Source organism: uncultured Oxalicibacterium sp. (assembly GCF_913776015.1).
Taxonomy (GTDB): Bacteria; Pseudomonadota; Gammaproteobacteria; order Burkholderiales; family Burkholderiaceae_D; genus Oxalicibacterium.
The window spans coordinates 1-11,229 of record NZ_CAJYMD010000068.1; the positions used below are offsets into that span (position 1 = coordinate 1).

General features: G+C 55.4%; 11 protein-coding genes and 1 pseudogene. 7 read left to right on the forward strand and 5 right to left on the reverse strand.

Going from position 1 to position 11,229, the window contains the following annotated elements:
• The 3 genes from QZ725_RS12280 to QZ725_RS12290 all read right to left on the reverse strand — a co-directional run.
• Nucleotides 1-1,374: cbb3-type cytochrome c oxidase subunit I (locus tag QZ725_RS12280; protein ID WP_293779952.1), on the reverse strand; the 1,374-nt coding region annotated here is incomplete at its 3' end.
• 24 nt (nucleotides 1,375-1,398) lie between these two features.
• Nucleotides 1,399-2,553: a cytochrome c oxidase subunit II gene (gene coxB / locus QZ725_RS12285; protein ID WP_293779954.1), complete on the reverse strand. Its 1,155-nt coding sequence runs from the start codon at nucleotides 2,551-2,553 to the stop codon at nucleotides 1,399-1,401.
• 725 nt (nucleotides 2,554-3,278) lie between these two features.
• Nucleotides 3,279-4,232 carry a methyltransferase domain-containing protein gene (locus tag QZ725_RS12290; RefSeq protein ID WP_293779956.1) on the reverse strand — a complete coding sequence of 318 codons (954 nt, stop codon included), beginning with the start codon at nucleotides 4,230-4,232 and terminating at the stop codon, nucleotides 3,279-3,281.
• A gap of 60 nt (nucleotides 4,233-4,292) precedes the next feature.
• Between QZ725_RS12290 and QZ725_RS12295 the strand changes: the two genes are divergently transcribed.
• From QZ725_RS12295 to QZ725_RS12305, 3 genes are all read left to right on the forward strand, one after another.
• A complete protein-coding gene (locus QZ725_RS12295; RefSeq protein WP_293779958.1) occupies nucleotides 4,293-5,033 on the forward strand; it encodes a phosphoribosyltransferase family protein in 741 nt (246 codons plus the stop codon).
• 85 nt (nucleotides 5,034-5,118) lie between these two features.
• The gene (gene trmL, locus QZ725_RS12300; protein WP_293779960.1) at nucleotides 5,119-5,601 is read left to right on the forward strand and encodes a tRNA (uridine(34)/cytosine(34)/5-carboxymethylaminomethyluridine(34)-2'-O)-methyltransferase TrmL; all 483 of its coding nucleotides are present in this window, start codon (nucleotides 5,119-5,121) and stop codon (nucleotides 5,599-5,601) included.
• A gap of 99 nt (nucleotides 5,602-5,700) precedes the next feature.
• Nucleotides 5,701-6,183, forward strand: a complete 483-nt coding sequence (locus QZ725_RS12305) for a copper chaperone PCu(A)C (RefSeq protein WP_293779962.1) — start codon at nucleotides 5,701-5,703, stop codon at nucleotides 6,181-6,183.
• Nucleotides 6,184-6,284: 101 nt separating this feature from the next.
• On the opposite strand, the gene QZ725_RS12310 is transcribed toward QZ725_RS12305, so the two are convergent.
• Both QZ725_RS12310 and QZ725_RS12315 read right to left on the reverse strand, forming a co-directional pair.
• A complete protein-coding gene (locus QZ725_RS12310; protein WP_293779964.1) occupies nucleotides 6,285-6,740 on the reverse strand; it encodes a DUF411 domain-containing protein in 456 nt (151 codons plus the stop codon).
• A 79-nt stretch (nucleotides 6,741-6,819) separates the two neighbouring features.
• Nucleotides 6,820-7,674: a ferritin-like domain-containing protein gene (locus QZ725_RS12315; protein WP_293779966.1), complete on the reverse strand. Its 855-nt coding sequence runs from the start codon at nucleotides 7,672-7,674 to the stop codon at nucleotides 6,820-6,822.
• A 329-nt stretch (nucleotides 7,675-8,003) separates the two neighbouring features.
• On the opposite strand from QZ725_RS12315, the gene QZ725_RS12320 reads away from it, so the two are divergent.
• The 4 genes and pseudogenes from QZ725_RS12320 to QZ725_RS12335 form a co-directional block, all read left to right on the forward strand.
• Nucleotides 8,004-8,591: a glutathione peroxidase gene (locus QZ725_RS12320; RefSeq protein WP_293779968.1), complete on the forward strand. Its 588-nt coding sequence runs from the start codon at nucleotides 8,004-8,006 to the stop codon at nucleotides 8,589-8,591.
• Between the two features lie 162 nt (nucleotides 8,592-8,753).
• Nucleotides 8,754-9,443 (forward strand): response regulator transcription factor, encoded by a 690-nt coding sequence (locus QZ725_RS12325; RefSeq protein WP_293779972.1) that lies wholly within the window; start codon nucleotides 8,754-8,756, stop codon nucleotides 9,441-9,443.
• On the forward strand, nucleotides 9,430-10,668 hold the full coding sequence (locus QZ725_RS12330; RefSeq protein ID WP_293779970.1) for a HAMP domain-containing sensor histidine kinase: 1,239 nt from the start codon (nucleotides 9,430-9,432) through the stop codon (nucleotides 10,666-10,668). Before QZ725_RS12325 ends, QZ725_RS12330 begins: the two co-directional genes overlap by 14 nt.
• Nucleotides 10,669-10,904: 236 nt before the next feature.
• Nucleotides 10,905-11,229, forward strand: a pseudogene (locus QZ725_RS12335) (TerC family protein); the annotation flags it as partial.

Genomic DNA, 11,229 nt, shown 5'->3' on the forward strand with positions numbered 1-11,229 from the left:
CAGACCCAGGAAGTGCATCGGGAAGAACGTGATGTTGAACAGGATCAGCGAACCCCAGAAATGAATCTTGCCGCGGGTTTCGTTGTACATGAAACCGGTCCACTTCGGTCCCCAGTAATAGAAACCGGCAAACAGCGCGAACAGCGAACCGGCCACCAGCACATAGTGGAAGTGCGCCACCACGTAATAGGTATCCTGCAACTGGATATCGATCGGGGTGACCGCGAGGATCAGGCCCGTAAAGCCGCCCATCGTGAACACGAAGATGAACCCGATCGCAAACAGCATCGGTGTCTCAAACGTCATCGAGCCACGCCACATGGTGGCGACCCAGTTAAAGATTTTCACGCCGGTCGGTACCGCAATCAGCATCGTCGCGTACATGAAGAACAATTGCGCCGTGACCGGCATGCCGGTTGTAAACATATGGTGCGCCCACACCATGAACGACAGGATCGCGATCGACGCAGTCGCGTACACCATCGACGCATAGCCGAACAACTGCTTGCGCGCAAACGCCGGCACGATATGCGAGATGATGCCGAACGCCGGCAGAATCATGATGTAGACCTCGGGATGGCCGAAGAACCAGAAGATGTGTTGATACATCACCGGATCACCGCCGCCAGCCGCATTGAAGAACGACGTACCGAAGTGACGATCGGTCAGCGTCATTGTGATCGCACCTGCGAGAACCGGCATGACGGCGATCAGCAGATAAGCCGTGATCAGCCACGTCCAGCAAAACATCGGCATCTTCATCAGCGTCATGCCGGGCGCACGCATGTTGAGGATGGTGACAATGATATTGATCGAACCCATGATCGATGATGCGCCCATGATGTGCATGGCGAAAATCGCCATGTCCATCCCCGGCCCCATCTGCGTTGACAGTGGTGCGTAGAGTGTCCAGCCAGCCGCGGTGGCACCGCCGGGTACGGCAAACGAGCCGACCAGCAGAATCGCTGCAGGCGGCAGCAGCCAGAACGAGAAGTTGTTCATGCGTGCGAATGCCATGTCGGACGCACCAATTTGCAGCGGCACCATCCAGTTCGCAAAGCCGACGAAGGCCGGCATGATCGCACCGAACACCATGATCAGACCGTGCATGGTGGTCAACTGATTGAAGAACTCGGGCTGCATCAGTTGCAGTCCGGGCTGGAACAGTTCGGCGCGGATCAGCATCGCCAGGAAGCCGCCCGACAGCAGCATGATGAAAGAGAACCACAGATACAGCGTGCCGATATCCTTGTGGTTGGTCGCATAGACCCAGCGACGCCAGCCGTGCGGATGATCATGGGCATGGTCGTCGCCATGTGCATGATCGTGCGGGTGAGAATGGTTATGTCCGTGATCGACTGCGGTTGTACTCATCTCCATCTCCTGATCCGATTCGTTTTACTTCGCAGCCAGAACGTCAGCCGGTTGGACGATATTTTCCGAAGCCTTGTTCGACCAGTGATTTCTCGTATAGGTAATCACTGCCGCAATCTCGGTTTCCGACAGGACGGATTGCCAGGCAGGCATGGCCGCCTTGCCATGCAAAACAATGTCGATGTTGGCTTTCTTCGGACCCGTCACGATGGCCGAACCGTCGAGTGCAGGAAAGCTGCCGGGCACGCCCTTGCCGTTGGCCTGATGACAGGCAATGCAGTTCGATGTGTAGACTTTCTCGCCACGCTGCACGAGTTCATCGATGGTCCAGACCTTGTTCGGATCGTCCACATTGGCGGCCATTTCCTTCTTCTTGCCATCAACCCATGCCTTGTAATCTTCCTCGCTCACGACGTTGACCACGATCGGCATGAAGGCGTGATCCTTGCCGCACAGTTCGACGCACTGGCCGCGATAGGTGCCGATCTTCTCGGCCTTGAACCAGGTATCGCGGACAAAGCCGGGAATCGCATCCTGCTTGACGCCGAACGACGGGATCATCCACGAGTGAATCACATCGTTGGCGGTCAATACGACACGAATCTTCTTGTTGACGGGGACGACAACCGGGTTATCGACCTCCATCAGGTAATGCTCGCCCTTGGCTTCCGCATTGACGATCTGTTGCCGCGGCGTGGAAAGATTGGAGAGAAAATTGATACCCTCGCCCTCACCGGCCAAGTAGGTATAGCCCCATTTCCACTGCATGCCGGTCGCCTTGATGGTGATGTCGGCGTTCGACGTGTCTTTCATCGCCACCACGGTTTTGGTGGCAGGCAGCGCCATGCCGATCACGATCAGAAACGGGACGATGGTCCAGGCGATTTCGACGGTCGTACTCTCGTGAAACTTGGCGGCCTGATGCCCGACCGATTTGCGATGCTTGATGATGGAATAGAACATCACCGCGAACACGGCAATGAAAATTGCCAAGCAGATGATGAGCATGAGGTTGTGAAGAGAGTAGATCTCTTCGGCAATCTTGGTGACGGGTGGATGCAGATTGAGCTGTCGAACGGTGGGACCGCCCGTATTGTCGGCCAGTGCAGCCAGCGGCATACCCGACAGCAGGAGAAACGCACCGGACATCAAGGAGTGAAGGCGCTTCGCATCTTTCATGGATTTCCCCAAAAGCCCACGTTAAGAATTCATTCTAGTTACCGGGCGTATCGTCATCCTCACTTCCCGAAACAGCGTGCGCATGACACTACGCTTCTTGTCTTGTCTCGTGAATCGCCCCACATCAACTCAAGTGCCAGCAAACTTCAAACGAATCAAACACATTTGCCATGAACCGGATGTTCCCAGCCAACACGGCAGTTGACCTAACTGACTTGCCTTGTCTGCATGCAATCGATCAATAAAAGATCAACCTTGCAGAAGAACGTGTCCGCGATCTCTCGCGTGACGCACGCAACAATGAAAGCAACGACGGAAACGACTGCGACTGCAAGCTGCGCCGGACTCGAAACGCCCGGGAAAGTCCAAGTGCCGCGGATGATGAGAAAGACGGAAATTGCCAGAGATACCGCGCACAATAACCCAAAAAACCGTACCAGCTGCTGCGGAGATATCGAGCAATTACGCTTACATAACCATTCGCGGTGGACCACTGCCGTTCGCCGGACTACGGCGCGCCAGCCCACCCCTCTACACGCAAAACCGTCGCAGTATAAGTCTGAAACTCAAGAGTGATCAAGCATAAAAACATGGCGCAGAAACCTCCGGAAAAGGATCACGGAAAAGCATCGGTGACGCAATGCAAATGCAACGGCTTGGTTGATTCTGAACGACTTTTTGCAAACAGGCGAGCATAAATATGCCACACCTTGCTACAAGCGACGCTATTTTCGGGGCAAATCGAAGCGAATGATGGACTCGCCTTTGGCCGTGACGCGCGGAGCCGGCCGGAAGGCATGCCCATAGATGACTTCCACGCTCAGGGGAATCTTGCCATCCTCCTGACGTCGCAAACTCTCCAGATGGTCGCGCACGCGCTGCCACGCATAGCGTCCCTGCAGGCCGCGCAAACGCGTATCCAGCGGATTACCGCCCATGGCGCGTACATCTGCCAGTAACTTTTCGACCGTGCCGTAGGTGATGGTCAACAACTCCATATCCATCACCGGCGTCGAGAAACCCGCATTGACCAGCATATCGCCAAAATCATGCATGTCCACGAATGGCAATACATGACGATCGCCATCATGGGAGAAGGCTGTACGCAGCTCCTTGAAGGTATCCGGCCCAAAGCACGAGAACATCAGCAGGCCATCCTGACGCAACACGCGACGCCATTCGGCAAACACGGCATCTGGCTGCGGATGCCAGTGCAGCGCCAGGTTGGACCAGACCATATCTACCGCATTGCCGGCCAGTGGCAATTGCGCAAAGTTACCGCATGCCAAACTGGCAAGCGAATCCTGGCCGAACCCCATGCGTGCCGGCAACCATTGCTGCAGAAGCCGATTGACCGCAGACAAGCCATCGTTCTGTACGACTTGCGCCTCTTGCAGCATGGGATACGAGGCATCGATTCCCAGAATGGTGGCTTGTGCGAAACGCTTTTGCAGCGTACTCAGATCCGCCCCTTCACCGCAGCCGGCATCAAGCACCTGCTTCGGCTCGAGTTTGATAACAGCCAGCCGTTCATGCATGCGGCTGGCGATCTCGCGACGCAGGAAAGCCGAGTCGGCAACGACAGATGGTTTGCTGAACAGCGCCCGCACGCGGCCCAAATCGATGGGAGCGCTGAGGTGCTTATCGTGATGATCGGGTTGGGAAAAATCGGAAGACACAGGCAAATCTGGCAATGAGATAATTTGCGCAGTCTACACGCATGAGGAAGAGGTTGCGCAATGCCGTATCGATTTCTCGCCGATGTCTGGCCGATTGTTTGCCGTTTGCCGCAACTGATTCCCTCCACCTGCGCCTTGTGCAGCAGCGAGGGATGCAATCTACTCTGTACCGCCTGCGAACAGCGCTTCTTCACGCAACCTTGCCCGCGCTGTCCGCAATGCGGCTTGCAAACGAACGCAGCCGATCAGCATCGGGCTTGCGGTCACTGTCTGAAAACCTTGCCTGACTACGATGCCACCATCGTCGCCACGGACTATGTTGCGCCGATCGATCAGGCAATCCTGGCATTGAAATTCGGGCATCGCCTTGCCATCGCACCGCTCCTGGCAAGACTGTTGCACGATGCTCTGCTGCGCACACCAAACCTGGCTTTACCGGATGTGCTCATCGCGGTACCACTCAGTCCGCAACGCCTCGCAGAGCGCGGCTTCAACCAGTCTCTCGAAATTGCACGCCCACTAGCGCGCGCAACCGGCATGCTACTCGATACCCACCTGTTACAGCGCACACGCGATACCGCGATGCAAACCAGCCTGCCGCTGGCAGAACGACAGCGCAACATGCGACACGCCTTTGTACCAGACGCACGATCTGTCGAAAGGATACGTGGCAGGCATATCGCCGTACTGGATGATGTGCTGACAACAGGCAGTACCCTGAACGCCATTGCCGGCGTCCTCAAGCGCCATGGTGCACAGCGTGTGACCAATCTGGTCGTGGCTCGTACACCGGCACGCTGAATGAGCATGGCATTTCTCCTTTATGATGTGCGCTTTCGTCAATCCGGCCTGATGTGCGACGCGGGCCGGTCTTAGGGAGAAGCACTTGTTTCATGTCGTTCTGGTCGAACCGGAAATTCCGCCGAATACCGGCAACATCATTCGTCTGTGCGCCAACACGGGGGCACAACTGCATTTGATCGAACCTCTCGGTTTTCCTCTCGACGATGCCAAGATGCGTCGTGCCGGCCTCGACTATCACGACTACGCCAACATGAAGGTGCACAGCGATTGGAATACCTTCCTGGCATCGTTTCCGGTAGACCAACCGCTCGATCTGCAGCGCATGTTCGCCATGACCACCCATGGCTCAACCCCCTTCGCGAATCTGCAATTCAAGGAAGGCGATGTCTTCGTGTTCGGTTCCGAGACGCGCGGCCTGTCACCCGAACGCCGCGAATCGTTCCCGACCTCGCAACGTATCCGTCTGCCGATGCGCCCAGGCAACCGCAGCTTGAATCTGTCCAACACGGTGGCTGTCGTCGTCTATGAAGCATGGCGTCAGAACGGTTATGCCGGCGGCAATTAGCGCGCATTGCACGACGCTCAGTAACTGTTTTGCAGTAGCATGGCGACGCATACTTTTCTCCCAAGTACAGCTTGCCTGTCGACTCTCAGAAAGGATTTCATGAAATCACGTCTGCTCACCCTCGCATTCGCCGCTTCGCTGTTCGCCCCACTGAGCTATGCACAAACTGCGCAAGGTATCGTGGTCGATCAAGGCTATGCGCGTGCCACCGTACCGGGCCAAACCAGTGGCGGCGCTTATTTAACGCTGGAGAACAAAGGCAAGCACGCCGATGCACTGTTATCGGCCCAATCCTCTACAGCCCAATCCGTGGAATTGCACACGATGAAAATGGAAGGCGATGTCATGCGCATGCGTGAAGTCAACCGCATCGACCTCGCTGCCGGCGAAAAAGTCTCGATGGCGCCAAGCAAGGGATACCACATCATGCTGATGGGCCTGAAAGCACCTCTGAAGGCTGGCGACAAGGTGCCGCTGACACTGCAATTCGAAAAAGCCGGCAAGCAGGAGACCCTGCTGGAAGTCAGGGATGGCAAGGCAACTGCCGACAACGGCAAACATGGCGAGCATCACAAACACTGATTTGCCAGCCAATCTTGCCAATCAAAGAAAAGGACGCCATGGCGTCCTTTTCTTTTACATTGTTTCGACTGGGCTTTTTACATGATGCCAAGCTATGTTAGTTACTGCGCCGCGACATGCCGATAAACGGTATGTGATCCATCCTTGCGAAACAGCAGCACGTCGTAGGCATCGGCCTTCTGCCCTTCGACCTCCATTCCCGGCGAGCCCATCGGCATACCCGGCACCGTCAGACCGGCAGCCTTGGGCTTTTCCTTCAGCAAGCGCTTGATATCCTCGGCCGGCACATGCCCTTCCAAGGCGTAACCACCCACCGTCGCGGTGTGACAACTGCCAAGCGAATCCGGCACATGATAACGCTGACGATAAGCTGCCGTATTGGGAACATTGCGCGCATTGACGTGAAAACCGTTCGCTTCCAGATGCTTGACCCATTCGGTACAGCAGCCACATGTGGCGCTCTTGTATACCTCGATCACCGGCTTCGCCTTCGCAAGACCGATACCCGGCAGCAGGATGGTGGCAGCCATTGCCTGCAGAATACGACGTCGTTGCATGTGTTCTCCTTTCGATTGCTGACAAAAAGGGCCGCAATACATGCGGCCCTTTTTGCTCATCTGCATGGTGATCGTGAAATCAGGCAGGTTGCACTTCCGTTACAGCCATGCGCGTGACGACTTCCTTGCGATAACGGTTGAGTTCCTGCACGGTTGCAAACGTACGCTCGAACAGCAGCGACATGTTATGCAAAATGCGATCGACGACTTTCTTTTCCCATTCGCTATCGAACTTGATCTGTTGATCGAGCCAGCGCTCCAGCCATTCCGGATCGGGCAGACGCGATTGCACCGTATCGTTCGGGAACAACGATTGATTGACGTGCAGATTGGTCGGATGCAATGGTTTCTCGGTACGACGCGCCGCAGCCATCAGGACACCGATTTTCGCAAACGCCACACGCGCACTGTCGCCGACTTCTACCAGCGCTTTCTTCATGTAGCGCAGGTAAGCACCGCCGTGACGGGCTTCATCCTGGCTGATGATCTTGTAGATTTGCTTGATCACCGGTTCGGAATGCCAGTCGGCAGCGCAACGGTACCAATGGTTGAGACGAATCTCGCCACAGAAATGCATCATCAGCGTTTCCAGCGCAGGCGCGGGATCGAATTCGAAACGCACGTTGTGCAGTTCTTCTTCGGTTGGCACCAACTCAGGGCGGAAACGGCGTAGGTATTCCATCAGCACCAGCGAATGTTTCTGCTCTTCGAAAAACCATACGGACATGAAGGCGCAGAAATCGCTATCACCGCGATTGTCGCGCAAGAACATTTCGGTCGCAGGCAAAGCAGACCATTCGGTAATCGCATTCATGCGAATGGTTTGCGCCTGCTCGTCGCTGAGCTTGGAACCGTCGAACTGATCCCATGGAATATCGTGCTCCAAATTCCAGCGGACCTGCTCAAGCGATTTAAACAATTCGGGGTACAGCATAAGCACCTTAAAAATGAGTTAAGTGCTTGATTCTATCAAGAAATTCGCTCATCACGTAGCCAAACCCTATGCAATTGAAGGTTTTCTCTCGCAAGACTCTGTCGGCGAACTGGTCAAACTTGGGCAAAACACGCATCGTGCCTCGCATCAGGATTTCGTTAAGAAAATTCGCTCATTTCTCGTTAGATCGTGACTGCATGCCTCATTTGCAAAAAAAGTCTCGTTTTTATTAATCGAATAGCAAAAGAAATTGTACTTGAGCAGTAAGGCCAGATGACAATCGACATTTCTTGCTGCAAGATGGCTCACCTTCTTAGCGGAACATACCCATGCGCCCCTTATTCTTCGGACATTCTCTGCTGCGACTCTGCCTTCCCATTTTCTGTTTTGGCGCGGCCTTGCCAGCCTTGGCCCAAGACAACAATGCCAGTTGCCCGGCTACGCTCAACTACAAGATGGATCGCCTGCAGGATGAAAAGCCGCAGAATCTTTGCCAATATGCCGGCAAGGTTGTCCTTGTCGTCAATACCGCGAGCTATTGCGGCTTCACCAGCCAATATGAAGGTTTGGAAAAGCTCTACGCGAACTACCGTGACAAGGGACTGGTGGTGCTAGGCTTCGCCTCGAACGACTTTGGGCAGCAGGAACCGGGCAGCAACCAGGAAATCGCCGCGTTTTGCCACAACACGTTCGGCGTGAAATTCCCGATGTTTGCCAAAAGCTCGGTCGTGGGCGCGAATGCCAATCCGTTTTATCAAGGGCTGATCAAGGCTGGTGCGACCACACCGCAATGGAATTTTCACAAAATATTGCTTGATCGTCACGGCAAGGTCATCCAAAGCTACCCATCGCGCGTTAAACCTGACGACAAGGCTCTGCTGACGGAAATCGAACGCGCCCTCGCACAAAAAACCTGAGCGATGATTCGCAGCAAGGAAAGCCGGCATCTTCACGCTGTCTTCACATTGAAGTGCTAGGATGTGCACGCATTAACCTGTCGGCATACGCTTCACAGAGTCTTCGGCCCTTGGCCCAAAACAATTAAAGATTACATGTCTGCCCCTAACCGCCCTCACACCATGCGTATTCTGATCATTGAAGATAACGCCGATATCGTCGCCAACCTGTATGCCTTTCTGGAACCACGTGGTTATGTGCTGGATTCTGCGGCCAACGGCTACGCCGGCTTTGCACTGGCCGCCCAGCATGAATACGATGCGATCATTCTCGACATCAAAGTCCCAGGCATCGACGGTCTTGCCGTCTGCCGCAAACTGCGTGACGAACTGAAGAAAGACACGCCAGTCCTGATGCTGACGGCGCGCGACACACTGGATGACAAGGTGGCCGGCTTTGACAGCGGTGCCGACGATTACCTCGTCAAGCCATTCTCGCTACTGGAAGTCGAAGTGCGACTGAAAGCGCTGATCCGTCGCGCACGCGGCAAGAATCAGGGCACGAACTTCCTCAGCGTCGGCGATCTGGTATTTGATACATCGACGTACGAAGTCAGCCGCAACGGCATTCCGATCACGCTGACCAAGACCGGCTTCAAGATTCTGACCTGCCTGATGAAGGAAGCACCCAAAGTCGTCTCGCGTGAAACGCTGGAACTCGAAGTCTGGGGCGACCATCCGCCAGATAGCGATGCGCTGCGTACCCACATTCACGCCTTGCGCCAGGCACTCGACAAATCCCACCCTTTCCCCATGCTGCGTACCGTGCAAGGCATCGGTTATCGGCTGGTAGAGTCGGATGACCAAGGCTAAGACGCTGCGTCGGCGGATCATTACCGCCTATCTCTACTTTGCGCTGGCGATCTGTCTTTTCTTCGGTCTGGTCGCCTCTTTCGCCGTGCATGGTGTAGAAGACCTGCTGGTCGATGAACACCTGCAAAGCACCGCGGAATGGGCTTCGCCGCGCTTTTCCTCCGGCCAGCCGGTAGACATGCCTTCGGGGCTTGCCTTCTACCATGGCGAAGCGATTCCTGAAGAGTTTCGCCACATGCCGCTGGGCATTGGCCGCGCGACGTTCGAAGATGCGCAAGTCCATGTGCTGATTGGTGAAGACCATGTGGGCCGCTATGCCGTGGTCGACAAGGCCAGCGAATTCAAGAGTATTGAACGCGTCATCTATCTGGCCATTACCATTGGCTTGCTGGGCTTCGTCGCCTTTTCGGTTTTTCTCGGCACCTTCATCGCACGCGGCTTCGTTGATCCGATCGGTCGCCTTGCAGAATCGGTAAAAAGCCAGAAATCGAGCACGCTGCCCTTGCTAGACAATGAAGATGAACTCGGCGTACTGGCGCGCGCTTTCGATGCACATACCGCCGAACTCAAACAGTTTCTTGCGCGCGAGCGTTTCTTTACCGGTGATGTCAGCCACGAGCTACGCACGCCACTGACCATTATCATCGGTGCGGCGGAACTGCTGATCGAACAGACTGCCGATCGCCCCGCCGCTCACGCTGCCGCAAAACGCATTCTGCACGCGGCACAAGACGCCACCGAATGCGTCAGTACACTGTTACTGCTTGCACGCAAACCAGACAGTCTCGAACGCCCTGAAACTTCCGTCGCTGAAGTCATCCACGCCGAAGTTGATCGTTGCCGCCAATTGGTGCGGGACAAGCCCGTAACGCTTTCTTACGATGAACAAGGCGATTTCACGGTCTTCGCGCGGCAGGAATTACTGACTTCCGCCATCGGCAATCTGGTACGCAATGCCTGCCAGTACACCGACGAAGGTAGCGTGATCGTACGTACATTCGACCGCACGGTCGTCGTGGAAGATACCGGCCCCGGCATTCCCGATGTCATTCGCGCACGCCTGAGCAATCATGCCAATGGCACCCCTTTGGTCGGCTCGGCTGGCTCGGGGCTCGGGCTGGCACTGGTCGTGCGTATTTGCGAGCATCTGGGCGCCCGCCTGGAAATCGACGACCAACCCGCACGCGGCAGCATTTTCCGCATTCACTTCCCCGTCGCAAATTAACGCACATCTAACAAATAACTGACGTTAATTTGATTTTCCTAACGTTAATCTGATTCCACTCGAGGCCATTCCCATGGCGTCGATTCGTCGAAACATCGGCGAGTCATTCTGACATCTGTAGCGCGCGTGGCAGGCATCGCATCCCGGATGCCACTGCACAGTCGCAAAGACGGCTGCCACGCCGGTTTTTAACATTACCTCTGAGCGTATCGGAGGGAAGTCAACACGAGGAAGACATGGAATTACTGACATCTGCAGGATTTTGGGCCGCCCTCGGCAACATTATCCTGATCAACATCGTACTGTCCGGCGATAACGCAGTCGTGATCGCGCTTGCTGCCAAATCGCTGCCACCCAAGCAGAAGAAAATGGCCGTACTCTACGGCAGTGCCGCTGCCATCATCCTGCGTATCGTTCTGACGATTTTCGCCCTGCAACTGCTGACCTTGCCTTACCTGAAGCTGATCGGCGCCGCCGCCCTGTTCTACATCGGCGTGCAACTGCTGGCTGAGGACGATGGCGATGAGGACGTAGAAGGCCACTCGAATCTGTGGGGTGCCA